Genomic DNA, 25,483 nt, shown 5'->3' with positions numbered 1-25,483 from the left:
CACACCACCCGATCACAAGAGGTACCTGTGAACGTCGCTCTGTGGGCTGTCGCGGCCCTGCTCGCTCTGGTTTTCTTCGGGGCCGGCGCCGCCAAACTCGCCCAGTCCAAGGAGAAGCTCGCCGTATCTCCCTCCATGGGCTGGGCCGAGGACTTCCCCCCGGCGATGATCAAGGCGATCGGCATCCTGGAGGTTCTCGCCGCGCTCGGGCTGATTCTGCCCGCGGCGGTGGACATCGCTCCGGACCTCGTTCCGCTGGCCGCCTCCGGCCTGGCACTGACCATGTTCGGCGCCGGCATCACACACAGCCGGCGAGGGGAGAGCCAGTCGGTCGTCGTGAACGTGGTCCTGCTGGCCATGACCGTCTTCGTGGCCTGGGGCCGCTTCGGTCCGCACGCCTTCTGACAGCGACAGACAGAGAAGAGGGGGAAGCACTCACGCCCGCGATCACCGTGGACGACGTCCTGGTCCTGCCGCGCCTGCCGGAGCTGGACCCGGCCGGCACCGCCTTCCGGCCCGTCCGCCGCCTGACGACCGCCCAGATCGGCTTCGAGGGCGAGGGCTTCCCCGTCCGCCGCGCCTTCGCCGGAGTGCTGTCGACCGAGCTCGACCCGTTCATACACATGGACCACATCGGCGAGGTCGAGCAGGCCCCTGGCGAGCCCATGGGCACCCCCTGGCATCCCCACCGGGGCTTCGAGACCGTCACCTACCTCCTCGACGGCGCCGTGGAGCACCAGGACTCCAACGGGGGCGGCGGCCTCATCACCGACGGCGACACCCAGTGGATGACCGCAGGCTCCGGAATCCTGCACATCGAGCAGCCTCCGGAGTGGCTGGTCCAAAGCGGTGGGGTGGCCCACGGCGTGCAGCCGAAACCCCGTGGAGCCGACCAGAAGACCCGCACCGCCCGCCCCCCACCGCAAGACGGGGACGGGGCGGGCAGGTGGCACAACCCTGCCGCACCAGCGGCAGACAGAAACGGGAGACCGTCCTCAAGCCGAGCCCTGGACGCTCTGGCGATGCGACGGACCTTCCGGGCCGAAATACCTGGAATACCCGGAATGCTGAGACCTGACTACGGGCTCAGCAACGGTGGTCCTGGAACGTGGCGAGCAGGAGGTCGAGACCGGCCCGCTCCGAGAGCCGGGTGAGCGCCACAACCTGGTCGACCTGATCGGCACTCGGTGTTGTCGGCGACGGGTGTGATGAAGCTTCCGAAGAGCAACTCGTGTGACCGTCTGGGCATCTCTGACCTTCCTGAACAGCTGCCGCCCTTCCGGGACCGGCTGCCGGTCGCCGGTCCGGCCCGAGAAGGTGGACTCGTCGCCCCGGACAGATGCCCTCGATGTGGTTCGACGGTTGTCTCATCAACTTCCATCCACCCAGCCGGAAGGCATTGTCACGGATCGACAGTTCTCTCTCCAGTTCCGCCTGGCGCCCACCGTGGGTGTCCCTCATGAACTGCCCAGTCGGTGCGGAGGGGTGGAACTTCGACCGCAAGCGCGGGGCAACCGGCCACCGAACTTCTTCTGCACGGTGGTTGGCGCGCCCTCCGGGAGTGGCCTTCGACCAACGCTCGACGAGGATCGTCCGGCCGAGCGGTTGGGGAAGCTCGGCCGCCACGTCCAGGTGTGGTCGAGATCGGTCAGCTGGATCCGGGGCTTCTGGCCCGGTCGCCAAGAAAGGGCGACGCGGACCTGCCAAGGAATGTTATTGATCACGTCCCTCAGACCGAGCCGCGCCCGACCCTGATCTCCTGCGGAGATCAGCAGGGGTCAGGCGACGGCAATTCAGCCCAGGTGCACCTCAAGCCACCGCAGGACCTCAGGGGTCACGGGATCAGTGATGTCGGCGAACTCGTCATGCCTCTTCAGGAACTTGGCCACGTAGGGGCAGGCAGGGACTATCCGCTTCCCGGAGGCGCGCGTGTCGGTGAGCGCCTGCCGCACCAGCTGTGCGGCCAGGCCCTGTCCGGCGTAGGCGTCGTCGACCTCCGTGTGGAAGAACACGCGCTGCTCACCGTGGTCGCGGAACTCGGTCACGCCGGCGCGCTTGCCGTCGACCACGATCTCGTACCGATGGTGTGCGTCCACGCGCTCGACGGCGGGGTCGGCAGAAGACTGGCTCATGGGGGGCCTTTCCGAGGGAGGTCAGCGGCGCGGAGGGTTACGACGCGGCCTGATGGTGGCGTTGGGCAGGGCGGGCGCGGGGAGACGGCCTCCGGGAAATCCCTCCATGGTGCCGAAGCGGTCGGAGGAGGCCTCCCAGTCCTCCCGGGCCTTGACGATGTCCCCGTGAGTGCGGCCGATGAAGTTCCACCACATGACGATCTCCTCCTCGAACGGGGTGCCGCCGAGCAGAATCGTCCGCGCCGGACCGTCCGACTCGTTCGTGAGCGTCAAGGTGCCCGCACCCGGCGGGACATAGCCCAGCTCCGCCCGGTGCAGCAGGGTGTCGGCCACACGAACGTCCCCGCTGTCCACGAGAACACCGTGCTCGAAGTCGGTGTCCACGGGGAGAGCGACCGTCATATGCGGTTCGAGGACGATCTCGGCGCCGATCAGCGGCGTGAACGTCCGCACCGGAGAGACCCCACCGGCGAGCGAACCGAGAAAGACCCTGATCTCGGCCCCCTCCATCCGCACGGGCTCGGGCGCGTAGTGCTGGAAGTCCCGTTCGGCGTTCCGGTGCTCCTCCGGCAGCGCCACCCACAGCTGGACGCCGTGGACGACGGTCGTGCGCGGGGTGGAGACCTCCGAGTGGGCGATGCCGTACCCACCCGTCATGAGGTTGATCTCCCCGGGGCGCACGAAGGCGTGGGTGCCGAGCGTGTCGCGGTGCTCGACCTCCCCGCTGAACAGCCAGGTCACCGTCTGCAGGCCGGTGTGCGGGTGCGGGGCCAGCGCCATGCCGCCCCTGTCGGTGACCTCGTCGGGACCGTAGTGGTCGGCGAAACACCAGGCGCCGATCAGCGGCCGGTCCCGCTGCGGCAGCGTCCGCCGCACCGTCATCGAGCGCGGTCCGCCCAGGGGCACCTCCCGCGCGGGGAGCACGTCGACCCGGGGCGCCCCTGCCGACCGTACGTCGTCGACCGGCGACCCGTATCTCATCACTGCCGGCTCGGCTTCCCTATTGCTCACCGAGACCACCTCCCATGGAATCTAGTTGTTACATCAACTATGATGCCATGATCATAGAGCGAAGGCCACAACAAGCAGCCAACGAGCGGGAGACATGCGGATCTTCATCGACAAACAGAGCCCCAAGGCCTTCCAGGCCCTGGGGCAGACGTCGGAAGCGGTGCGCACGGTCGCCGCCGAGGCAGGGCTCGACCGCACCGTCGTGGAGCTGATCAACCTCCGCGTGTCGCAGATCAACGGATGCGCCTTCTGCCTCGACCTCCACACCAGGGCGGCCGTACGCGCGGGTGAGTCGGCGCAGCGGCTGGGCGTACTGGCCGCGTGGCGGGACACCGAGGTGTTCTCCGCTCCGGAACGTGCGGCTCTCGAGCTGGCCGAGGCCACGACCGACCCCACCGACGCCGGCGCACAGGAATCCGCCTACGACGCCGCTCGACGCGTGCTCACCGATGACCAGATCTCCGCCGCGATCTGGGTGGCGGTCACCATCAACGCGTTCAATCGGGTCTCGATCATGAGCAAGCATCCGGTACGGGCGAATCGAGGCGCTCGGGGTGAGGAGAGCGGTTTACCAGTGTCCGGTAGGTGATGTTGCGCCCTCTCGTCGTGAGCCGTATCGGACGTCGGCGGGTTCGTCGGGGGCCGGTGGTGAGGGGATCAGGGGTGACGGCCGTGAGGTCTGCCCGGAAGGCGGGCGCGATGCGTCCGGCGATGCCCTTCTCGCTCCCGGACAGCACGGCGTGGCTGGTGTCACCCTCCAGGACGGCCGGGCGGGGTGAGTGCCTGGTCGGGTCGCACCGACGGGGTGCCGGGGTCGCAGGGGTGACGGCGCAGTTGGACGGCGGCGAGATCCGGCGTGGGGTGTGGAGGGCGACGGGTCAATCGGAGCCGAGGACCGGAGGGCTCCGGCGGCGCCAGGCCCGGGCGGCGGGTTCGGGAGCGCGTCGACGGGTGCAGTCGTCGCTGTGGTCCTCCCGGGCGTAGGCAGCGGAAGCGGTCGCTGTGCGGCGACGCCGGGAAGCGATCACCGGCCGAACTCCCGCGAGGAGACACCGAATCGGTTCTTCAGGCGCCCACCGAACTGCCGTGGACACTGCCGTGGACCCGGTGGGCGTGGCGGTGGCCGAGCGGACCGGCAGGCTGGAGGGGCACTTCCACCTGGACCGGCTCAGTTGCTTCGACGCCACGCTCGGCGGCGCCGCCGCCTTCTGGACCGCCGTCAAGGACATGGTCACCCCGCTCCTGCACGACCAGGCAAACGAAGATGGAAGCGTGCCCACCCACCCGTGGGTGGGCTCCTTCGAGGCCGGTGGTTGATCAATGCGTCAGTTGTCAGGAGTTGTCAGGCGCCCGGCCGGGTAGCCCCGGCCGGGCGCCTGCCTGCAGCGAGCGGCTCAGACGGTGTAGCCACCGTCGATGTTGATCGTCGCGCCTGTCACGTAACCTGACTCGGGGCCGGCGAGGTAGACGATCAGGCCGGTCAGCTCCTCGGGAGAGGCGAACCGTCCTGCCGGGGTCAGCGGGATCATCACCGAGGCGATGTCGCCATCAGCCGGATTACTGTCGGTGTCGACCGGGCCGGGCTGGACGTTGTTCACTGTGATCGCCCTCGGCCCGAGCTCCCGGGCCAGCGCCCGGGTGAAACCGCCGATGGCCGCCTTGGTGAGGGAGTACGGCGTACCGTTCGGCACCGGCATCCGCTCGGCGAAGACGCTGCCGATCGAAATGATCCGGCCGCCGTCCCCGAGGTGCCGCAGCGCCGCCTGGGTGGCCACGAACACCGAGCGTATGTTCACCGCGACGGACCGGTCGAAGTCGTCGACGGTGAGCTGCTCGAACGGTCCGAACGGGCCGCCCCCGGCGTTGTTCACCAGGATGTCCAAGCGGCCGAAAGTCTCCACGGTGCCGTTGACCGACGCGCGGACCGCTTCCGCGTCCGCCGCGTCGGCCGCGATGGCCACGGCCTTGCCACCTGCGGACGTGATGCTCTCGACGACCTTGTCGGCGTGGCCGGGAGACGAGTGGTACGTGATCGCGACGGCCGCGCCCTCCCGGGCCAGGCGTCGTGCGATGGCCGCGCCGATGCCTCGGCTCGCGCCGGTCACCAGGGCGACTTTGCCGACTAACTGCCCTCTCGCAGTGGTGGTTGTGCTCACTCACTTCACCTCGAACTTCGAGGTGTTCTCGGCCAGCCAGGTGTCGAAGCTCTTGAGCGCCGGGTTGATCTCCCGCAGCCGGTCCAGGTCGCGGGCGCCGGTGAACTCCTGGTCGAAGTCGCCGTAGTACTGGAACATGTTGCCGAGCTCCTCGGCCAACGGAATCTCGAGGGTGCGGAAGAAGTCGTAGGGCACGGCTTGGAAGCGCACCGGCTCGCCCAGCGCCGCCGCCAGCTTCTCCGCGTACTGCGCACCGGTCAGGTGGTCGCCGGCCAGGCCGATGGTCTGGCCGATGTACTGCTCGCCGCCCTTGAGGACGGCGAGGGCCGTCCGGCCGATGTCCGCGACGTCGACTCCGGCCAGAAGTTTGCCGTCCTCCAGCGGCAGGTTCAGCGTCAGTACGCCGTCCTCGCCGCGCTGGGGGGCGAGGTCCCGCAGGAAGCCCTGAAAGTAGAAGGTCGTGTTGAGGAAGGTGGTCGGTACCCCGGCCTGCCTGAACAGCTCGTTGCCCTCACCCTTGATATCGAAGTGCGGCACGTTGTACTTCTCCTGCAGGACCGGCATACGGCCGTCCTCCAGCGGCAACAGTTCGCGGGTGTCCTCCAGCGTCGACCAGACCACGTGACGCAGCCCCGTGGCCTCGGCGGCCCGGACCAGGGCCTGGATCTCCTCCAGCTCCTTCGCCGCCGAACCGTGCGCCCAGAAGTTGGTGACGAGGAAGGCGCCGTAGGCACCCTCGAACGCCTTGTGCACCGTCGGCTCGTCGGTGAAGTCCGCCTGCACGACCTCGGCCCCGAGCGCCGCGAGCTCCCTGGCCGCGGGCGAGTCGGGATTCCGGGTGAGCGCGCGGACCGTGAAGCCCGACTCCGGATCGGCCAGGATCGCTCGTGCGGCGCCGCCGCCCTGCGCACCCGTCGCTCCGGCGACCGCGATGACCTTCTTGTTGCTCATGACAGCTGTCCCTTCAGAAGAACTTGTTGACGCATCAACGATGCTCGATGCTATCGCGAGTGGGTTGATGTATCAACATGAGGGGGCACTCAAGCCACGATCGTTTCGGGCTATGGCCACGAATGCGGGTCGAGCGACCGGAACGCAAGAGCATCAGCTGGACGGTCCATGGAAGTGCTCGCGGCTGCGGCTGACGGCGTGCGGATCTGGCGACAGCCGGCTCATCGATGACCACCGGAGCCGTGTCCTGGTGGGTGCGGGCGCGGGAGGCAGTCCAGCCTTCCGCCACCTCCACCCCCAGCCCGTCGCCCAGGGCGCCTCGCTCGGACAGAGGGCGGCATGGCCGGATGCGGCGCGAGATGAGCGGTACGTCGGCATCGTCGAGTACGGCGACGGGCCCCAGGCCGTGCGCCGCACCAGGCTGGGAGTCACGCCGTAGCACTTGGCGACAGCGCTGGGCGACCGCGCCCGTGAACCCCCGCACGGTTCACGGGCGGTTCGCGCTTTCGCGTGAACACCGCTGCTGCTGCGACGAGGGCCGGGTTCTTCCCCACCCCGTTACTCCATCTCCATGTGGGCATGGGGCGGTTCCTTTCCCGAGGAATTCCTGATGCACGGGTACAGCGAGCCCGTGGTCACGGGTACCACTGCGGCCAGAAATAACATGGCATATCAACTATCGATGTCAATTGCCTACTCCCACCCAACCCCGGACAGCGAGCCGACCCGTCACGACATCAGGGAGGATCCACCTCCAGCCGACCGAGGATGCGTTCACAAAGAACGGTGAGCGTGTCGAGCTCTTCGGGACTGAGGGGGTCGATGACCAACCAGCGCACGGTGGCGACGTGCCGGGGGGCGGCCGCCTCGATGGCCGCGCGTCCGGCGGGGGTGACGACCACGTGGACGCCTCACCTGCCCTTGGGGCAGTCCTCCTGGGCCACCAGGTCGCGCTTGGCCATGCGGCGGAGATGGTGCGACATACGGCTCCGCTCCCACTGCACCGTGTTGGCCAGGTCCTGGAAGTGCCGCAGCCCGCCGGGGGTGTCGGTGAGGGCCACAAGGACGACATAGTCCGCGATGGACAGGTTCCCGCAGCTCTGCAGTGCGCGCGCCAACCTGCCGGGGAGCTTCTGATGTACACCGACGAAGGCGCGCCGGGCGCGCTGTTCGGACGGGGTGAGCCAGCCTGTTTCCTGTTCCATGCAAAGCCACTCCAAGGGCTGGTTGACACATCATCTAGGACCGGAGCAATAGTTGACACGCCAAGGCATGACAGGTGAACGTCCGGCCAAGTTTCTGCACACTGGAGGAGATCCCCGTGAGCGAGTTCCCCAAGACGGGCCTGGACGCCTGCTAATCCCTGAGGAGAGCGTCCTGGTGCTGATCGACCATCAGCCGTTCCAGTTCGCCAACCTGCACAGCCACGAGCCGACGATGATCGTCAACAACGTCGTCGGGCTGGCCAAGACCGCCAGAGCATAGGGCGTCCCGACGATCCTGACCACGGTCGCGGAGGAGCGCGGCGGCCTCATCATCCAGGGCCTCCATGACGTCTTCCCCGACCAGAAGCCGATCAACAGGACGACCCTCAACACCTGGGAGGACCAGCGCGTGGTGGACGCCGTCAAGGCGACCGGGCGCAAGAAGCTGGTCATCGCCGGCCTGTACACCGAGATCTGCGTGGCCTTCCCCGCCCTGGTCCCCAACGAGACCACTCCCGGGATGTAAGGGGCGGACCAACGCCGCGGGGCGGCACCAGCGCTGGTGCCGCCCCGCGCTCGGGCGCAAGTAGGTACCCCACTATGTGGGGTCGGGCTCGGCGAATGCTTGTCGGCTGTGCACGAGCAACTCGCGCACCGAGGGGCTGTGCGTGCTCCTCCAGACCAGGGCGAGCCACGCTGGCGTTTCGACATCATCGATGGTGCGTGCGGTGAGCCGGTCGCGGTAACTCGCGGCCATCGAGTTGCTGAGAATGGCGACGGCCAGCCCGCGTGCGGCGAGGTCGGCAATGGCATCTGCGGCGCTGGCTTGCAGCGCGATCGTGGGTTGCAGGTTCTGTGCGGCGCAGGCACGGTCGAATACGGTGCGTAGACCCGTTCCGGGTGGCATGCACACGATCGGGTAGGCGGTCAGGTCGCGCAGAGTGACCCGCCGCTGTTTCGCCAGGGGGTGCCCGGCGGGAACTGCCACGACGAGCCGGTCGCTCATGATTGTCAGCGCGTCCAGCCCGTCGGGGTGGCGGTCGCAGGCCCCGATGAGAGCCAGGTCGATGGTGCCGGAGCGCACCCCCTCAACGAGCCGGTCGGAGTTGTCCTCCAGCAGTGAGATCTCCACACCGGGATGCGCGCCGTGGAACGCGGCGAGAGCGTCGAACAGCGGCGTGAGCGTACATCCGATGACCATCCCGACCGTGAGCCGACCCCGGATCAGGTCGGTGACCTCACCCACCGCTTGGCCGACCGCCTCGGCTGCGGCGAGAGCGGCGCGGGCATGTTCGAGCGCGGCCTTTCCCGCGACCGTAAGGGTGGCGGTGCGCGCCGACCGGTCAAACAGCTCGGCACCGAGTTCACGTTCCAGTTGGCGGATCTGTGCGCTGACACCGGATTGGCTGATGTGCACCCGTTCGGCTGCCCGGGTGAAGTTCTTCTCTTCGGCGACTGCGACGAAGTATTCCAGCTGCCTCAGCTCCATGACTGTAGATTCTAGCTACCAGCAGATCCATTTGTTGGACTTCTGGTCAGCGGCCGACCACGCTGGGAGGAACTGAAGCTCCAGATCGGGAGGAACCCATGCCGGAGTACGAGAAGGCCATGCGGCCGGAAGACATCACCCGCTTGTTCGTCGAACGATCCAACGCCGGTGACGCGGCGGGGGTCGCCGCGCTCTATGAAGAGGATGCGGTGATGGCTTACCCGCCCGGCGACCAGACGGTGGGCCGGGAGGCGATCCGTGCGCTGTGGGAAAAGGTGCTGGCCAACCGTCCCCGCTTCGAACAGGAACAACCGCTGCCGACGCTGACCAACGGCGAGATCGCCCTCACCTCGACCCCGCCGAAGGATGGGGCGGGCGCCAGGGCGCAGGTCGTCCGGCGCCAGCCTGACGGAAGCTGGCTGCGCCTGCTCGACCAGCCCGAGTTCGTCCTCCCCACCCGCTGAGCCCCTCGACCCCGGTGAGCTCGCGAAAACTGAGAGCTGTTGAGCGAGCTCCCGAGGATGCATTCCCTCCGGTGTCGGGGGCGGGCGGACTCGTAGGTTCGTGGTGAAGTCCGGGGCCGGCGTCCAGCGGCTTCCAGGCGGATCGCGGTCTCCTCGTCCAGGCCGAAGACCGCGGCCAGGTGGAGCGGGTCGGGGCCGCGGACGAGGACGCCCGAGCAGGGCGGCGCCACCCTCGTGTGGTCCTGCGATGGTCGCAACGTGCGCGCCATGAGTGAAGAGCAGCTCGCCGCCGAGGAACCAGTCCGGCCTGCTCGACCAGCGCGCCCGCGACCGCATCGCCGCCGGGGCCGACCGCAAGGTAACGAGCCGACGAGGTGCCGTACCCCGCAGCGTCTCTGCTCCGTACGGCATGGATCAAGGGGTACGTGCGTACTACGACGACGCCGACATGGCCAGAGCGAAGTTGGTGCCGGTGGTGGGGAAAGTACGGGCGGTGCGAGAACCCGGAAGAGGCGGGGGCGCCGCCCTTGGGTACCCCCGACTATCTACCCCCCGAGCGCTGGAGAGCCCCGCTGGGCGAGCGCGGCGTGCAGGTGCGGTCGAGCAACGACATCTGGGCTCTCGGCATCATGATCCACCAGATGTTCGCCGACGGTACCCTCACCGTTCCCCGGGGCCACACCGATGGCGCGCGGGGCAGCGGTACAGGAGTACGCCAAGGGGCGTGCGCCGCTGCGACTGGACAACGCCGTACCCCCTTCTGGCGCGAGCTGGCCGCCGACTGCCTGGCCCCGACACCCGCCGAACGCGCCGTCCACACCGCCGAGAGCCTGCTCGCTCGGATGCGAACGGCGTCGGTTGTAGTTTGCCCTGGGGCGCGCACTGCGGCCTGATGTCGCCGACGCAGTCCACGGCGGCGTAGCTGGTCGCGTCGGCGAAGGTGCCCACCCAGTACCTCGTGGGGTCGCCGCCTCCGTCACAGGCGTTGGTGCTGGTCACCTGGGGGAAAAGCCCGTCAGGTGAGAGCCGGTACTCGGTCCCCTGGATCACCGGGTGGACCATCTCGTCGTTCTCGCCGTCGTTGTCCCCGTTGGTGTCGTAGAGCTGCTCGTAGTACAGATGCGCCGAGGTCGTACCGGTCAGGCCCAGCCGCCCGAGCGTGGTGCCGGAGGCGACCTGCTGCCCGAGGCGTACGTCGATGCGGTGCATGTGCAGATAGACCGTGAACCATCCGTTGCCGTGGTTGATCTCCAGGCCACCCGGCTCGAAGAACTCGGTGGCCGTGCCGGCCGCGGGCGCGGCCACCGTGGAGCCGAGGGTGTTCCCGCCGACCCGGTACATGTCGAGCTTCTTGTCGTCGGGCGCATGGCCCCGGTACGTCTGCAGCTGCCAGGTCTGTCCGCAGGCGAAAGGCAGTCTGAAGTCGGGTCTGGCGGCCGGTACCGCGGGCGCTGGGCGCGCGGCCCGTGGCGCGGCGGAGACCGTCGATGCCGTGGCCGCCAGAGCCGTCAGGACCCGGTTTTCCTCCCGCGTCACCCCAGGGCAGCTTCCGAACCGTCGGTTCACGGACCGCACAGGTACCCCAATGGACAGGTAGCACAAGGGACAGGCACCACAAAGGAGGGAGCGCTCGTGCGTCTTGGGGTGGGGCTGCGCTGGCTGCTCGCCGCCGCGATGTGCGCGGGTCTGCCGGCCGTGGCCGTCGTGCCTTGATCCAGGGGCCGGTTCCCGAACGCGGTGACCTGCTCGTCCACGTGCTTGGCCACGTGCTTGGCCTGCTTGGCCATCGAACTGGCCTGGGACTTCGGGCACCTGAGTGACGCCGAGGGACTCGGCGAGCTTCTCTACCCGGTGCGTACGCACGCCCAGCAGGCAGGCAGCGCAACCGCCGAGGCCAGGGCCTGTTCCTGTTCGGCCCGTCGACGGCGTTCCAGTAGCCAGTGCGGGAAACAACTGCCCTGCCGCGCCTTGGGAATGGCCAGTTCGATGGTGCCCGCCCGCGCGGGCGTTCCACGCGTGGGCGACAGCCATGCGATGGTGACGCGTTCGTCGCTGCCCTGCCGGCCGGTCATCGCAGAGGGCGTCCGCCTCAGCGGACACGGAGCGCGTCGGTGCCTGGGCCGACATCGCGGCATGTACCCGGACCTTGGGCGGTTGCCCTCGGCCCTGGGCATGCCGCCCACGAGCAAGTCGTGCGCGTCGTTGTCCGGGACGATCGCCCCGACCGCCTCGGGCACCCACGGCGGAAGGCCGTAGTACACGAATGGCGGGAAGTCGTTGGCGAACCGGGCGCCGTGGAAGGCCCACTGCGGCTCGGCGATCGCTACCGCGTGGAAGCCGCGCCGGGGAGCCGGGTGACCTGCTGAAGCGTGCGGTGGCGTGAAGGCGCCCATAGTCGGTCACCTATCGGCGCATCCAGCCTCAAAGCTTGAACACAAATTACACACATCCCCTCTTCATATCTGGTCCCGATGGTCTAGATTGACCGTGCTTCAGCTGTTCGAACGCGAGACGACCGTTAATGATCTATAGGTCCGGCAATGCGGGAAGCCAACAGTCACGTCCCGCGCCAGATGTGGGGATGATCAATTCGTGGAGCCCTAGAGGGGCTTGGGGTCAGGGGAGCACTCGGGATTTCAACGGGTTCTCGCGCGCTTCGAGGGTCTGGCAGGACATGCGAGTCCGCTGCCACCAGGCTGGATCGTGCAAGTAACTCTGCGATAACCGGGATGTGTTGCGCGGGAAGGGGGGCTTCCCGCGGGGAGGGACAGCGGGGGACGGGAGGCGGGGGCCTCCCGAGGGGAGGAGCAGTGCGGGAGGCGGGGGCCTCCCGGGGCGAGGAATCAGTGTGAGGCGAACACGTCGAACCACTGGGGACCTTGGGGGGTTCTGTGCGGCAAGGGGAATTGGTCAGCCCGTTTCCGACGGCGCGGGGGCGTCTGGCGAACGGGGCAATCAGCCGGCCCGCGATCGAGTGGGAACAGCGGTACCGCCGTTCTGTGATCATCAGCGATACCGTGGCCACCGCCTTCGTGGTGGCGGCGATCGGCAACTTCTTCGGGGCCCGGGACGCGGCCAACTGGCATGAGAAGTGGGGAATTCTCGCATTCGGCACCGAGCTGCTGGTGCTGGGGGCACTCGCGGTGAGCCGATCATGGGCTCCGGCCGTGCTCGGCCAGGGCGCCGAGGAATTTCGTCGGCTCGGACGCTCCATGTTCACGGCGACCGTCGTCCTGGCGCTCGGCGGGATCGCCATCACCTCACGCAACGTCAAGCTCTGGATCTTCGTCGCGATCCCGGCGATCGCGATCGTCACCATGACCGCGCGGTATCTGCTGCGCCTCTCGCTCCACAAACAGCGGAAGGAAGGACGGTGCCTGCGACCGGTGCTCGCTGCCGGAAGCCCGGCCACCGTGCGCGACCTGATCAGCCGGACCCGTAAGTTCCCGCACCTCGGCTGGCGGGTGGACGCGGTGTGCACGACGGACGGTCTCGGGCTCGACGGAGATCTACTGGACGGAGTGCCGGTCGTCGGCCGACTGTCGGAGGTCGCCCTCCACGTCCACCGCGACGGCTACCGTGTCGTCGCGGTCACCCCGGACCCGCACTGGTCACCGGACCGGCTGCGGCGGCTGGCTTGGAACCTCGAAGGCAGCGACGCCGAGATGGTCGTTGCCCCTGTGCTGATGGAGGTGGCCGGCCCGCGGCTGCACGTCGACGCGGTGCTCGGGATCCCGCTGCTGCGGGTCAGCATGCCGACCTTCACCGGGGGCCGCCGCTCGGTCAAAGGGGTCGTCGACCGGATGGGCGCGGCGATCCTGCTGATGCTGTTCGCGCCGCTGATGGTGTGCGTGGGGCTGCTCGTGCTGGTGGACAGTCGGGGTGGGGCGTTCTACCGCCAGCGCAGAGTGGGCAAGGACGGTCACGAGTTCACCATTCTCAAGTTCCGCACCATGGTCGCCGGGGCCGACCGGGCACGGGCCGCGCTGGCCGAGCACAACGAGGGCGCCGGCCTGCTGTTCAAGCTCCGCCGGGATCCGCGGGTGACCCGGGTGGGAGCAGTGCTGCGCCGGTACTCGCTCGACGAGCTCCCGCAGCTTTTCAACGTGCTCACCGGATCGATGTCGCTCGTCGGGCCGCGGCCTCCGCTGCCGGAGGAGTCCGCCGCGTACGGCCCGGACATCCGGCGGCGGCTGCTGGTGAAGCCAGGACTTACCGGCCTGTGGCAGATCAGCGGACGCAGCGACCTCTCGTGGGATGAGGCGGTCCGGCTGGATCTGCGGTACGTGGAGGACTGGTCGCTCGCCCTGGACACAGTGATCTTGTGGAAGACGCTGCGTGCGGTGCTCCACGGGCAGGGGGCCTACTGATGCGCGGGCGGCTGCAACTCAACGGTCCCGCCGACGCGCGGACCGCAGGCCGGGAAGGCCTGCCTGGGGGGAGAAACGAGTCATGAGGGTCAGCGTTTTCGGGCTCGGCTACGTGGGCTGCGTGTCGGCCGCGTGCCTGGCCAGCATGGGTCACGAGGTCATCGGGGTGGACGTGAACCAGGTGAAGGTCGACCTGGTCAACGACGGCAAGGCCCCGGTGGTCGAGGAACGGATCGGCGAACTCATCGCCGACGTCGTGCGGACCGGAGCGCTACGCGCCACCGACGACGTCCGCGAGGCGATCATGGAGAGCGAGGTGTCGCTGGTCTGCGTGGGCACACCGTCGGAGCCCAACGGCAGCCTGTGTACGACGTACTTGGAGCGGGTCACCGAGCAGATCGGTGCCGCGCTGGCCGAGCGGGGTGGGCGGCACACCGTCGTGTTCCGCAGCACCATGCTCCCGGGCACCTGCCTGAACCTGCTGGTACCGATCCTGGAGAAGTACGTCGGCGGCACGGCCGGGGTGGACATCGGGGTCGCGGTCAACCCGGAGTTCCTGCGCGAGGGCACGAGCGTGCGGGACTTCTTCGACCCGCCCAAGACCGTCATCGGTGAGCTCGACCCGGCAAGCGGCGATGCGGTGGTGGCGCTGTACGACGGCTTGCCCGGCGAGGTGTTCCGGGTGCCGGTCCCGACGGCCGAGGCGATCAAGTACGCGGACAACGCCTTCCACGGCCTGAAGATCGGCTTCGCGAACGAGCTGGGCGCGGTGTGCCAGGCGCTCGGGGTGGACTCGCACCAGGTGATCGACGTGTTCCTGGCCGACCGCAAGCTGAACATCAGCTCCGCCTACCTGCGGCCCGGCTTCGCCTTCGGTGGCTCCTGCCTGCCCAAGGACCTGCGCAGCCTGGTTCACGCGGCGCAGCGGGCCGACGTCTCGGTGCCCATCCTCGCCCACGTGCTGCCCTCCAACTCCGACCATCTGCAGCGCGCGGTGGAACTGGTCGAGCGCACCGGCAAGCGCCGGGCGGGCCTGTTCGGCCTGTCCTTCAAACCCGGCACGGACGACCTCCGCGAAAGCCCGCTCGTCGAGCTGGCGGAGAGGCTCTATGGCAAGGGGTACGACCTGAAGATCTACGACGCCAACGTGAGCCTCTCCCGGCTGCTCGGCGCGAACCGCGAGTACATCGAGACCCGGCTGCCGCACCTCGCGCAACTGCTCGCGGACTCGGTCGACGAGGTACTCGAGCACGCCGAGGTGGTCCTGGTCGGGACCAGGGATCCGGCCGTCCTGTCGGCGTTGCCCCATGGCGGCGACGGCCCGGTGATCGTCGACCTCATCCACCTTCCCGACGCCGAGGTGCGCCGGACCGAACCGGGGTACATGGGCCTTGCTTGGTGACACGACCAGCGGCGACCGGCCTGACCGGCGCGCGCTGATATTGGTGGAGAACCTGTCGGTGCCGTTCGACCGGCGGGTGTGGCAGGAGTGCACGACGCTGCGCGACGCGGGCTGGAAGGTGCACGTCATCTGCCCCCAGGGGAGCAAGCGGGACACGGAGCCGGAGGCGGAGATCGACGGGGTGCGGATCCACCGCTACCCGTTGCGCGCGGCCACCGGAGGGCCGGCCGGCTACCTGCGGGAGTACGGAACGGCGTTGTGGCATACGGTCCGGCTGGCCCGGAAGGTCGGCCCGGTCGACGTGGTCCACGCCTGCAACCCGCCCGACCTGCTGTTCCTGCCGGCACTGTGGCTGAAGCGGCGCGGCGCGCGGTTCGTCTTCGACCAGCACGACCTGGTACCCGAGCTGTACCTCTCCCGGTTCGACCGCGGCGAAGATCTGCTCTACCGCGCCGTGTGCGCGCTGGAACGGCGGACCTATCGGGCCGCGGACGTCGTCCTCGCCACGAACGAGAGCTACCGGGACGTCGCGATGCGCCGTGGCGGCCGACGGCCGGAGGACGTTTTCGTGGTACGCAGCGCGCCGCAGACCGACCGGTTCCAGCCGGTGCCGCCCGAGCCGGAGTTGAAGCGTGGCAAGCCTCATCTGCTGTGCTACCTCGGCGTCATGGGCCCGCAGGACGGCGTCGACTACGCCTTGCGGGCTCTCGCGAAGCTGCGTGACGAGTTCGGGCGGACCGACTGGCACGCGGTGTTCGTCGGCTCCGGCGACGCCTTCGACGCGATGGTGGAGCTGTCCCGGAAGCTCGGGCTCTCCGAACAGGTGCAGTTCACCGGGCGCATTCCGGACGCCGACCTGGTGCGCTACCTGTCCACCGCGGACGTGTGCCTCTCCCCCGACCCGCGCAATCCGCTCAACGACGTGTCGACCATGAACAAGGTCCTGGAGTACATGGCGATGGGCCGGCCGATCGTCTCGTTCGACCTCCGGGAGGCGCGTGTCTCCGCCGGCGACGCCGCCCTCTACGCGCCGGCCAACGACGAGGCCGAGTTCGCCCAGCTCATCGCCCGGCTGCTGGATGATCCGGAGAAGCGGGCCCAGATGGGCAAGATCGGCCAGGAGCGGATCAGCGGGCCGCTCTCCTGGCGGAACTCCCAGCGATCACTGCTCGCCGCCTACGCCGCCGCCTGCCGTGACCACGCCCCGGTGTCGCGGGCCACCCGGACCGGGCAGGGAGGCCGGACCGTTGAGTGATGACACGATACGCCTGGTCACGATCGGGCGGATTATCCGTCGGCGCCGACGGCTTCTCACCATTCTCACCGTGGTGGGTGCGCTCCTCGGCTACGGCACCTCTCTGCTGCTTCCACCGCGGTACACGACCTCGGCATCGGTACTGCTGCCGGGGGCGTGGGAGGAGCGCGAGCTGCTGACTCAGGCGGAGATCGCGACCAGTTCGGTGGTGGTCGACCGCGCGGCTGCCAAGCTCGACTGGACCGGGGTCAGCGGCGGCGAGCTACGGGACCGGGTGAGCGCCACGACCGCCGACGGGAACATCATCAAGATCTCGGGCACGGCCGACACCCCCAAGCGCGCGCAGCAACTCTCCGACCAGGTGGCCCAGCAGTTCGTCGCGTTCGCCGCGCGGATCGCGGGCGACAGCACCGACGCCGAAGCGGCGGCGCCCGAGGCACTGCGGCAGACGGTGGTGCGGACCAGCCGCCGCATCACCGAGCTGGCCGAAGCGGCCGGTACGGGGCAGACCGTGGAGAGCGTGCAGGCCCGCACCGAGCTCGAAAAGCTGCGCACCACGCTGCAGAAGGCCATCGACAAGCTGGACCAGGCCGACCCGGCTTCCGACCAGGCCAACATGGTCGTCATGGGGCCGGCGGCCCGGCCGGCCGGCGAGGCACCGCCGACGAGGATGCAGCTCATCGTCGCCGGGGCGCTGCTGTTCTTCCTGCTCGCGGTCATCGGCCATCTCGTCGCCGCACGGATGAGCCGCCGGCTGCGCACCGAACCGGAGATCGCCGCGGCGCTGGGTTCGGCGCTGCTGGGTACCGTCGACGTACCCGGTGGGCGGCCCGCCCACCGGCCGGAAGGCCGTGGCCCGCGGACCTGGATCCGCCGGCTGCTGGGCGTCGACACCCGGTGGGACATACCGACCCCGCAGGCGTCGGGCGATGAGGCCAGCAGGCAGATCCGCTACCGCCGGGTGTGCGCCCGCATCCGGGAACAGCTGCCGGCCCCTCGGCGGCTGCTGGTCGTCGTCCCGGACGGCGACGAGATCGCCCGCCGGGCCGCCGGGCAGCTCGTCGCCGAGGCCGAGAGCGATCCGCTGCTGCGGGTGGTGGGGGTTTCGGTGTCCCAGCCGCTGGTGCCGGACCGCGACAACGAGTCCGGTGCCCTGGTCGTGCTCAGCGCGGGCAGCTGGACCGCGGGGGAACTCGCCGGCATCGCCGAGGCGTGCGCGGACGCCAAACACGAGGTCGTCGGCATCGTCATCGCCGGCACGGTCCTGACCGGTCCGACGCGGTCCCCCGGACGTCCTCGGGATGCCGCCACGCCGACGCTCGCGGTCGGCGACAAAGCGACGGGAGGCTCACAGTGACGACGAGCACGACTTCGGAGCCCTCGGCCGCCGCTCCGCTGCTGGACCTGCAGGCGCTGGTGGTGGCGGTGCGCAGGCGCCGCCGCCTCTGGTGCTCCATGGCACTGCTGGGGCTCCTCGCCGGCACGGCGGTGGCGGTCCTGCTGCCGCCACCGCCGACCGCGGTGACCAAGGTGCTGATCGCGCACCAGGAGGACCAGCCGAACGACCCCGGAACGCTGATCCGCACCGACGTCGCGCTGCTGCACACCACGCGGATCGCCGACAAGGCCCTGCGATCCCTCAAGTCCTCGGAAGAATCAGAGGACTTCATGCAGGACTACGAGGGCATCGGCCTGACCAACAACCTGCTGCAGATCAATGTGACAGCTGACAGCGACACGGAGGCGGTGGCCCGCGCCAGGGCGCTGGCCGACGCGTTCGTCGCGGACCATGTGAAGCGGATCCAGGGAGCCGCGAAAGCCGAGGCCAAGGCCCTGCTCGACCAGCGTGACCGAATACAGGACGACCTCGCCAAGGTCAACAAGGCGATCGGCGACGGATCGCCGGACAGCGGGCCGAAGGGGTCGGCCGACATGGAGTCGCTGTTCGCCCGCCGGGCCGAACTCACCTCGCGGATCTCCGACTTCGACCAGCGCGCGGCGGAGGCGCGCATCGGCACGCCCCAACTCATCGCCGGCACACAGATCGTGGACGCACCGCGCGCGGTGCGGCACTCGCTGCCCAGAACCGCCGCCACCAACGGCGCGATCGGGCTCGTCCTCGGGCTCGCCCTCGGGCTCGCGGCGGCCGCGGTCGGCACGGTGGTGGCGGACCGCCCCGTGCTGCGCCGGGACATCGCGGCGAACCTCGGCGCCTCGGTCATCGCGGAGCTGCCCCGCCGGCCGGCCAGACTGTGGCGGCGCCGACGGATCCGGGCGGCACGCGAACGGCTCACCACGTCCCTGGCCCGCACGGTGCGCGGCTCCGCGGACCCGGTGTCGCTGCTGGAACTGGGCTGCGCGCGCAACGCGAGCGTGATCGCCCTGGACCTCGCCGGGGCACTGGCGGCGGACGGGCCCGTGGTCATCGTCGATGGTCTGCCCGGCCTGCCGCTCGCACGCCGCCGCCCGAAGCCAGGAGACCCGACCGTGGTCAGCGGCGAGCGTGCCGCATCCGTGTCGCAGCAGGAGCATCTGCTCGGCGTCGGCTCGGTGGCGCCCGGCGTGGCCTGGACCGACCTCCAGTACCTCGGCACTCGGACCGTGCTCGTCGTACGCGCCGGGCACGGCAGCGCCGCATGGCTGCACACCGTGGCGCGGCAGCTCGCGGACCAGCGGATTCCGGTGATCGGTGTGGTGCTGATCGACCCCGATCCGCGTGACCGGACCGACGGCACGCTGTGGGACGGGCCGTACACCGCGCTGCGCGGCCAGAACGAGCCGCCGGCCCGGCAGAACGGTGGGGGTACCTCCCACGCCGTTCAGGCAGTGGGGGAGGGCCGGCGGCGGAAGGATCGGCTGCCGATGTGGGCGGACCGGGTTCCGGACAGCGACCAGGAGGCGCGGTAGCACATGTGTGGCATCGCAGGCACATACCGATGGCCGGACGGGAAGGTCGTGACCGACCGGCTCACCGATACCCTCGCCCACCGCGGTCCGGACGGGGCGGGCCGGTACGGCCACTCCGTCGGTGACGGCGAAGTTCACCTCGGGCACCGCCGGCTGGCCATCATCGACCTGTCCGAGACCGGCGCCCAGCCGATGGTCTCGGACGGCCTCGTCCTGACGTACAACGGCGAGCTGTACAACGCGCCGGAGCTGCGTGCCGAGCTGGCAGCCGCCGGGGTGCGCTTCCGCGGTACCTCCGACACCGAGGTGCTGCTGGAGGCCTGGCGGCGCTGGGGCACCGACTGCCTGCCCCGGCTGCGCGGCATGTTCGCGTTCGGGATCTTCGACGAGCGCACCGGTGAACTGGTGCTCGCCCGCGACCAGCTCGGCATCAAGCCGCTGTTCCTGCTCCGGCGCGGCGAGGGTCTGGTGTTCGCCTCCGAACTCAAGGCGCTCGCCGCCGTGACCGGCGGATCGCTGCAGGTGGACCATGCGGCGCTGGTCGCGTCGCTGCTGTACTACTGGGTGCCGGACTCACGGTGCGCGTTCCGCGAAGCGGAGAAGCTGCCGCCCGGGAGCTGGCTGCGGTGCAGGCCCGACGGGCGGGTGGATCGCGGGCGGTACTGGCAACTGAAGGATGTCGCCGCCGAGGGCAGGGAGCGGGCCCGGGCCGGCGAGCAGCCGGATCTCGCTGCCGTCGTCGAGGAGTCGACTCGGCGCCACCTGCTCTCCGACGTGCCTGTGGCGACCTTCCTCTCCGGCGGGCTGGACTCCAGCTACCTGACCGCGCTGGCGGCCCGCGACCGCCCCGGGATCTCCGCCTACACGATCGGGTTCCGCGCCGAGGACGCCAAATTCGAGGCGATGCCGGACGACCTTCGTTATGCCCGGCAGGTGGCCGAGCGGTTCGGCGTCGACCTGCATGAGATCGAGATCGCTCCGAACGTGCTCGATCTGCTGCCGCAGATGACGTACCACCTGGACGAGCCGATCGGCGACCCTGCCGCGATCAACACGTTCCTGATCTGTTCGGCCGCCCGGGAGGCCGGGGTGAAGGTGATGCTCTCGGGGATGGGTGCCGACGAGCTGTTCGCCGGTTACCGCAAGCACCTGGCCAATCTGCTCGCGCTGCGCTACCAGCGCATCCCACGGCCCCTGCGGCGCGGCCTGTCCAGGGTCGTGGACCGGCTGCCGGTCGCGTCGGCCCGCCGGGGGTACCGGTCGGTGCGCTTCGCGAAACGGTTCCTGTCCTTCGCCGATCTGCCGGAGGAGACCGCGTTCCGGCGCAGCTACACCATGTACGACCAGAACGAGCTGCTCGCCCTGGTCGATCCGGACCTGGCCGGGACGGTCGACGACGTGCTGACCGAGCACGCGGACATCTACCAGGACAACGACCTCGACGACTTCGTCAACCGCATGTGCCTGGGCGACGCCCGTATGTTCCTGCCGGGCCTGAACCTCGCGTACACGGACCGGTCGAGCATGGCCGCGTCGACCGAGGTGCGGGTGCCGTACGTGGACGTCGAGGTGGTGAAGGCGGCGTTCGCCGTGCCCGGTGATCGCAAGATCGTCGGACGGCAGGGCAAGGCCGTCCTCAAGGAGGCGGCCGCCTCGGTCCTGCCCCGGGAGATCGTGTACCGGCCCAAGGGCCTGTTCAGCGCCCCGCTGCGGGCCTGGATGAGCCGGGACCTGGCGCCCCTGGTGCGCGAGGTGGTGAACGACGGCGAGCTCGTCCGTTCAGGGCTCCTGCGCCGTGACGCCCTGGCGCGGATGGTCGCCGAGGACGCCGCCGGACAGCGGGACTTCTCCAAGCATCTGTGGCATGTGCTGACCCTCGAGTACTGGTATCGCGGCGCGACCTCCGGGTCCGGCCAGAACGCTCCTTGACTGCGTAGAGACAAGAGGACTTCGGGTGAAACAGGTCGTACAGAACTACAAGAGTGGCGAGCTGGCGCTGCTTGACGTGCCGGTGCCGGGGTGCAAGCCGGACGGCGTGCTGGTCCGCAGCGCCTTCTCGCTGATATCCACCGGGACCGAGCTCATGAAGGTCTCCGAGGCCGGCATGTCGATGCTGGGCAAGGCCCGCTCCCGGCCGGACCAAGTGGCCAAGGTCGTGCAGAGCGTGGCCACCAACGGGGTACCCGCCACCTACCGCAAGGTGATGGGCAAGCTGGACTCCTACACGCCGCTGGGCTACTCGCTGTGCGGGGTGGTCGAGCAGGTCGGCGCCGGGATCGACGATGTGAAGGTCGGCGACCTCGTGGCCTGCGCCGGTAACGAGCACGCGCTGCACGCCGAGCTGAACTGGGTGCCGAAGAACCTCTACGCCCCGGTGCCGGACGGCCTCGCGCCGCGGCACGCGGCCTTCGGAACCGTGGGGTCGATCGCGATGCAGGGCGTCCGCCGCGGCGAGCCGCAACTCGGCGACGTGGCCCTGGTCATCGGCCTCGGGCTGATCGGGCAGTTGGTGGTGCAGCTCCTCGCCGCGTCGGGGGTCCGCGTCGTCGGGGTCGACCCCGACCCGGTGCGCTGCGAACTCGCCGAGCGCCTGGGCGCGGCGGCCTGCGGCGATCCCGCCTCCGCGGCCGTGGAGACCGCCGTCGCCGAACTCACCGGCGGCCACGGTGTGGACCAGGTGTACCTGGCCGCCGGCGGCGGCAGCAACCAGCCCGTCGAGCTGGCCGCCCGGCTGAGCCGGGACCGCGGCCGGGTCGTCGACATCGGCAAGTGCCGCCTGGACCTGCCGTGGAACGCGTACTACGAGAAGGAGCTCGACGTCCGGTTCTCCCGCTCGTACGGCCCCGGGCGCTACGACCCGGAGTACGAGCTCGAGGGGCGGGACTACCCGATCGGCTACGTGCGCTGGACCGAGCGCCGCAACCTGGCGTGCTTCCTCGATCTCCTCGCCCGCGGCAGCGTCGACGTGGAGCCCCTGGTCTCCCACATCGCCGACTTCGATGACGCCGTCGAGACGTACCAGCGCTTGAAGGACGGCGATCTGAAGGCCGTGGCTGTGCTGTTCCGGTACCCCGGACACACGGGCGAAGCGCAGGCTCCGGCGGTGGCCGTGCCCGAGGTGCGACGCGGCGGCGGAGCGCCCACCCCGACCCGGTCCGCCAAGGCGCCGGTGCGGCTGGCGTTCGTCGGCGCGGGAAACTACGCGACGTCGATGCTGCTGCCGCATCTGGCACAGCGCGACGGCGTCGAGTTGTCCACGGTCGTCACCACGACGGCGCTGTCCGCGGCCAACGCGCAACGGAAGTTCGGCTTCGCCGAGGCCACCACCGATCTCGACGCCGTGCTCGGCGACAAGTCCATCGACGCGGTGTTCGTCGTCACCCGGCACAGCTCGCACGCCGAACTGACCCGCAGGGCACTGCTGGCCGGCAAGACCGTGTTCGTGGAGAAGCCGCTGGCGCTCACCGAGGACGAGCTGGCCGGCGTGCTCGCGGCGGTGGAGGAGTCCGGCAACGACCGGCTGCAGGTGGGCTTCAACCGCCGGTTCGCGCCGCTGCTGCGGGACGCCAGACAGCGGTTCGGCGCCCGGACCGGTCCGGCGAGCCTTCGCTACCTGGTCAACGCGGGCCGCCTGCAGCACGGCAGTTGGTACCTCCAACAGGGCTCCGAGGGCTCGCGGTTCGTCGGCGAGGGCGGACACTTCATCGACACGGCGAGCTGGCTGCTCGGGGCCGACCCGGTCTCTGTGTACGCCGTCGCCACACCCGGCAACGAGGACCTGCAGGTCATGCTGCGCTACCCGGACGGGTCCACCGCCACCATCAGCTACGTCACCACCGGCGCTGCCGGCTTCCCCAAGGAAACGCTGGACCTCGTCGCGGACGGCAAGGTGCTGCGGCTCGACGACTTCGTCCGCGCCTCGCTGTTTTCGGACGGCAGCGCCGGCCGCAAGCGGTGGGTCAGTTCGCGGCTGCCCAAGGCCCGGGACAAGGGCCAGTCCGCCGAGCTGGCCGCGTTCATCAAGGCCGTGCGGACCGGCGGGCCGATGCCGGTGCCGCTGGAGTCGCTGGTCGCCACCACGGCGGCCACCCTCGCCGTGCAGGCCGGCCTGGTCGGCGGCGCGCCGGTGACGTTGGCGCGGCCGCGATGACTGTGAGCTCGGGGAGTCCGGGCTGGTACCTGCGGCGGCTGTCCCGGATGGGGCCGCGGGAGGTCGGCGGCCGGGTGGGCGACGCGGTGCGCAGACGGCGGTGGCGCACGGCGCGGCCCAACTGCCCGAGCGTGACCGGCGCCCGGTTCACCGCGGTGCTGCCCGCGGGGACGATCGCCGCGGTGCCACCGGACGCCGCGAAACGCCTCGTCGCCGAGGCGGACCGGCTGATGGACGGGCATGCCGAGTATTTCGGGGTGGACCGCGACGACCTGGCCGACCCGGACTGGTTCTACGACCCGAAGACCGGGCGCCGGGCACCGGTGGGCTACGCGTTCGACGTGCCGTACCGCGACGAGGACGCGGTCGGGGACATCAAGCAGATCTGGGAGCTGTCCCGGCATCACCATCTCACCGTGCTCGCCGCCGCCTACGCGATCACCGGGGACGAGCGGTACGCCGAGCGGGTGGCCGAACACCTGCGGTCGTGGTGGGCGGCCAACGCGCCGCTGAGCGGAGTGCACTGGACCAGCGGCATCGAGCTGGGGATCCGGCTGCTGTCCTGGGTGTGGATCCGCCGGCTGCTCGACGGCTGGCCGGGCGCGGCCGATCTGTTCGAGGGCAACCCTGTGGCGCTCCAGCAGATCTGGCACCACCAGCGCTGGCTGGCCGCCTTCCCCAGCCGGGGGTCCTCGGCGAACAACCACGTCATCGCGGAGGCCGCCGGGCAGTCCGCCGCGGCCTGCGCGTTCGGATGGTTCCCCTCCTCGGCGCGTTGGCGAGCCGACGCGCTGCGGTCGCTGGAGCGGCAGCTGCGCAGCAACACCTTCGGCTCCGGTCTCAACCGCGAGCTGGCCACCGAGTATCACGGACTGGTGCTGGAGCTCGGCCTGGCCGCGGTGGCGGAGGCGGATGCCTCCGACGTGCCGGTCCCCGCGTCGATCCGGCTGGTGCTGCTGCGCATGACCGACGCGCTCGCGGCCGTCGTGGACAACCGGCTACGGCCGCCACGTCAGGGTGACGCGGACGACGGGCACGGTCTGGTCGTGGACGGCGCGGGCACCGACCGCTGGGGCTCGCTGCTGGCCACCGGGGACGCCGTGTTCGGCCGGCTCGCCTGGTGGCCGACGGTGACCGGCACCGACGTGCGCACCCCGCTGCTGGCCGCGCTCATCCGGCCCTACTCGAAGAGTGGAACCGCACCGGCCGTGTCCCGCCCGGCGAGCCGGCCGGCCCATTTCGCCGACGCGGGGATGACCATCCTGCGCGGTCCGGAGAAGATCTGGTGCCGCTGCGACGGTGGCCCGCACGGGTTCCTGTCCATCGCCGCGCACGCTCACGCGGACGCGCTGTCCGTGGAGGTCCGGCACGACGGGGTCGATGTGCTCTCCGACCCGGGGACGTACTGCTACCACGGGCAGCCCGAGTGGCGGCAGTACTTCCGGTCGACCCTCGGTCACAACACCCTGCGACTGGACGGTGCTGACCAGTCCGTCTCCGGCGGCCCGTTCCTGTGGACCCGGCATGCCCGCAGCCGGGTCCTGGTCGCGGACACCTCCGACGCCTCCGACCAGGGGACGGTCCGCTGGTGCGCCGAGCACGACGGCTACCGGCCCTCCGTGCACCGTCGCCGGGTGGAGCTGACGGCCGCGAGCCAGGAGCTGAGGGTGGTCGACGAGGTCCGCGGCCAACACAGCCCGCGCCGGGCCGCGCACCTGGCGTTCCATCTCGGCCCGGCGATCGCCGCGGACCTGGTGGGGAACCGGGCGGTGCTCACCTGGACCCGGGACGGCGAGGACCGCTCGGCGACGCTCGACCTGCCCGCGCAGCTGAGCTGGCGGGCGCATCGCGGCGAGAGCGACCCGTCGCTGGGCTGGTACTCCGCCGGCTTCGGGCGCAAGGAACCCACCACCACGCTGGTCGGCACGGGTTTCGCCGACGGCACGCAGGGGTTCACCACCGTACTCAGGTTCCGCGGCTAGGGAGGACGT

At 70.0% G+C, this 25,483-nt stretch carries 19 protein-coding genes and 5 pseudogenes; 15 read left to right on the top strand and 9 right to left on the bottom strand.

Annotated features, from left to right (window positions below):
- Positions 1–27 precede the first annotated feature (27 nt).
- Both OG622_RS48595 and OG622_RS48590 read left to right on the top strand, forming a co-directional pair.
- Positions 28–405, top strand: coding sequence for a DoxX family protein (locus OG622_RS48595; protein ID WP_371583765.1), 378 nt, complete (start codon positions 28–30; stop codon positions 403–405).
- Positions 402–872, top strand: a pseudogene (locus tag OG622_RS48590) (pirin family protein); the annotation flags it as partial. The gene OG622_RS48595 and the pseudogene OG622_RS48590, both read left to right, overlap by 4 nt.
- Positions 873–1,793: 921 nt before the next feature.
- On the opposite strand, the gene OG622_RS48585 reads toward OG622_RS48590, so the two are convergent.
- Together OG622_RS48585 and OG622_RS48580 are read right to left on the bottom strand one after the other, a co-directional pair.
- Positions 1,794–2,132, bottom strand: a complete 339-nt coding sequence (locus tag OG622_RS48585; RefSeq protein ID WP_371583763.1) for a GNAT family N-acetyltransferase — start codon at positions 2,130–2,132, stop codon at positions 1,794–1,796.
- Between the two features lie 21 nt (positions 2,133–2,153).
- Positions 2,154–3,143 carry a pirin family protein gene (locus OG622_RS48580; RefSeq protein ID WP_371583761.1) on the bottom strand — a complete coding sequence of 330 codons (990 nt, stop codon included), beginning with the start codon at positions 3,141–3,143 and terminating at the stop codon, positions 2,154–2,156.
- 94 nt (positions 3,144–3,237) lie between these two features.
- Here OG622_RS48580 and OG622_RS48575 point away from each other — a divergent pair, with 94 nt between their 5' ends.
- Both OG622_RS48575 and OG622_RS48570 read left to right on the top strand, forming a co-directional pair.
- On the top strand, positions 3,238–3,732 hold the full coding sequence (locus OG622_RS48575; protein WP_371583759.1) for a carboxymuconolactone decarboxylase family protein: 495 nt from the start codon (positions 3,238–3,240) through the stop codon (positions 3,730–3,732).
- Positions 3,733–4,229: 497 nt separating this feature from the next.
- A complete protein-coding gene (locus OG622_RS48570; protein ID WP_371583757.1) occupies positions 4,230–4,460 on the top strand; it encodes a hypothetical protein in 231 nt (76 codons plus the stop codon).
- A 77-nt stretch (positions 4,461–4,537) separates the two neighbouring features.
- Here the strand turns inward: OG622_RS48570 and OG622_RS48565 are convergent, their stop codons facing one another.
- From OG622_RS48565 to OG622_RS48550, 4 genes are all read right to left on the bottom strand, one after another.
- A complete protein-coding gene (locus OG622_RS48565; RefSeq protein ID WP_371583756.1) occupies positions 4,538–5,299 on the bottom strand; it encodes a 3-oxoacyl-ACP reductase family protein in 762 nt (253 codons plus the stop codon).
- Entirely contained in the window at positions 5,300–6,250 is a 951-nt protein-coding gene (locus OG622_RS48560; protein ID WP_371583754.1) for an NmrA/HSCARG family protein, read from the bottom strand. It abuts the gene before it with no gap.
- A 737-nt stretch (positions 6,251–6,987) separates the two neighbouring features.
- Complete coding sequence (locus tag OG622_RS48555; RefSeq protein WP_371583752.1) at positions 6,988–7,152, bottom strand: hypothetical protein; 165 nt, start codon at positions 7,150–7,152, stop codon at positions 6,988–6,990.
- 9 nt (positions 7,153–7,161) lie between these two features.
- On the bottom strand, positions 7,162–7,455 hold the full coding sequence (locus tag OG622_RS48550; RefSeq protein ID WP_371583751.1) for a MarR family transcriptional regulator: 294 nt from the start codon (positions 7,453–7,455) through the stop codon (positions 7,162–7,164).
- A 94-nt stretch (positions 7,456–7,549) separates the two neighbouring features.
- Between OG622_RS48550 and OG622_RS48545 the strand changes: the two are divergent.
- A pseudogene (locus tag OG622_RS48545) lies at positions 7,550–7,951 on the top strand (isochorismatase family protein); the annotation flags it as partial.
- Positions 7,952–8,053: 102 nt separating this feature from the next.
- Here OG622_RS48545 and OG622_RS48540 read toward each other — a convergent pair.
- Complete coding sequence (locus tag OG622_RS48540; protein ID WP_371583749.1) at positions 8,054–8,944, bottom strand: LysR family transcriptional regulator; 891 nt, start codon at positions 8,942–8,944, stop codon at positions 8,054–8,056.
- A gap of 98 nt (positions 8,945–9,042) precedes the next feature.
- Between OG622_RS48540 and OG622_RS48535 the strand changes: the two genes are divergently transcribed.
- Both OG622_RS48535 and OG622_RS48530 read left to right on the top strand, forming a co-directional pair.
- The gene (locus OG622_RS48535) at positions 9,043–9,408 is read left to right on the top strand and encodes an SgcJ/EcaC family oxidoreductase (RefSeq protein ID WP_371583748.1); all 366 of its coding nucleotides are present in this window, start codon (positions 9,043–9,045) and stop codon (positions 9,406–9,408) included.
- 521 nt (positions 9,409–9,929) lie between these two features.
- Positions 9,930–10,256, top strand: a pseudogene (locus OG622_RS48530) (serine/threonine protein kinase); the annotation flags it as partial.
- Positions 10,257–10,521: 265 nt separating this feature from the next.
- Here OG622_RS48530 and OG622_RS48525 read toward each other — a convergent pair.
- Together OG622_RS48525 and OG622_RS48520 are read right to left on the bottom strand one after the other, a co-directional pair.
- Positions 10,522–10,749, bottom strand: a pseudogene (locus tag OG622_RS48525) (peptidoglycan DD-metalloendopeptidase family protein); the annotation flags it as partial.
- A 365-nt stretch (positions 10,750–11,114) separates the two neighbouring features.
- Positions 11,115–11,414, bottom strand: a pseudogene (locus OG622_RS48520) (transposase); the annotation flags it as partial.
- 885 nt (positions 11,415–12,299) lie between these two features.
- Here OG622_RS48520 and OG622_RS48515 point away from each other — a divergent pair.
- The 8 genes from OG622_RS48515 (at position 12,300) to OG622_RS48480 (ending at position 25,474) form a co-directional block, all read left to right on the top strand.
- Positions 12,300–13,778, top strand: a complete 1,479-nt coding sequence (locus OG622_RS48515) for a sugar transferase (protein WP_371583746.1) — start codon at positions 12,300–12,302, stop codon at positions 13,776–13,778.
- A gap of 82 nt (positions 13,779–13,860) precedes the next feature.
- Entirely contained in the window at positions 13,861–15,180 is a 1,320-nt protein-coding gene (locus OG622_RS48510) for a nucleotide sugar dehydrogenase (RefSeq protein ID WP_371583745.1), read from the top strand.
- Positions 15,170–16,435: a glycosyltransferase family 4 protein gene (locus tag OG622_RS48505; RefSeq protein ID WP_371583743.1), complete on the top strand. Its 1,266-nt coding sequence runs from the start codon at positions 15,170–15,172 to the stop codon at positions 16,433–16,435. The genes OG622_RS48510 and OG622_RS48505 overlap by 11 nt, the downstream gene beginning before the upstream one ends.
- Entirely contained in the window at positions 16,428–17,792 is a 1,365-nt protein-coding gene (locus OG622_RS48500; RefSeq protein ID WP_371583741.1) for a Wzz/FepE/Etk N-terminal domain-containing protein, read from the top strand. Before OG622_RS48505 ends, OG622_RS48500 begins: the two co-directional genes overlap by 8 nt.
- Positions 17,789–19,342, top strand: a complete 1,554-nt coding sequence (locus OG622_RS48495) for a Wzz/FepE/Etk N-terminal domain-containing protein (protein ID WP_371583739.1) — start codon at positions 17,789–17,791, stop codon at positions 19,340–19,342. The genes OG622_RS48500 and OG622_RS48495 overlap by 4 nt, the downstream gene beginning before the upstream one ends.
- 3 nt (positions 19,343–19,345) lie before the next feature.
- The gene (asnB, locus tag OG622_RS48490; RefSeq protein ID WP_371583737.1) at positions 19,346–21,271 is read left to right on the top strand and encodes an asparagine synthase (glutamine-hydrolyzing); all 1,926 of its coding nucleotides are present in this window, start codon (positions 19,346–19,348) and stop codon (positions 21,269–21,271) included.
- 25 nt (positions 21,272–21,296) lie between these two features.
- Complete coding sequence (locus OG622_RS48485) at positions 21,297–23,492, top strand: bi-domain-containing oxidoreductase (RefSeq protein ID WP_371583735.1); 2,196 nt, start codon at positions 21,297–21,299, stop codon at positions 23,490–23,492.
- The gene (locus tag OG622_RS48480; RefSeq protein ID WP_371583733.1) at positions 23,489–25,474 is read left to right on the top strand and encodes an alginate lyase family protein; all 1,986 of its coding nucleotides are present in this window, start codon (positions 23,489–23,491) and stop codon (positions 25,472–25,474) included. The genes OG622_RS48485 and OG622_RS48480 overlap by 4 nt, the downstream gene beginning before the upstream one ends.
- Positions 25,475–25,483: the final 9 nt, after the last annotated feature.

The organism is Streptomyces sp. NBC_01314 (genome assembly GCF_041435215.1).
GTDB lineage: Bacteria > Actinomycetota > Actinomycetes > Streptomycetales > Streptomycetaceae > Streptomyces.
Note: the sequence above shows the minus strand (reverse complement) of the source record. Positions and strands in the feature narration are given on the sequence as shown.